At 67.8% G+C, this 264-nt stretch carries 1 protein-coding gene; it reads left to right on the plus strand.

Annotation, left to right across the window (positions count from 1 at the left end; all coding sequences use genetic code 11):
* Window positions 1-264, plus strand: a 264-nt coding sequence (locus tag B3873_RS25295) for an ATP-binding cassette domain-containing protein (RefSeq protein WP_286869818.1), incomplete at both ends; no start/stop codon positions are given.

Below are 264 nucleotides of genomic sequence, written 5' to 3' on the forward strand. Positions count from 1 at the left end.
GATCTTCCAGCATTTCAACCTGCTTTCGGCCAAGACCGTCTTTGACAATATCGCCTTGCCCCTGCGTGTGGCCGGCGTACCGCGCCAGCAGCTAGAGGGCAGGGTGCGCGAACTGCTGGCCCTGGTCGGCCTCGAGGACAAGGCCGATACCTATCCGCGCCGCCTCTCCGGTGGCCAGAAGCAGCGTGTGGGCATCGCCCGCGCCCTGGCCAGCGGGCCCGAGATCCTGCTCTGCGACGAGGCCACCTCGGCGCTGGACCCGGA

Origin of the sequence: Herbaspirillum sp. UBA812 (assembly GCF_002296545.1) — a bacterium.
In the GTDB taxonomy this organism is placed as follows: domain Bacteria; phylum Pseudomonadota; class Gammaproteobacteria; order Burkholderiales; family Burkholderiaceae_D; genus Herbaspirillum; species Herbaspirillum huttiense.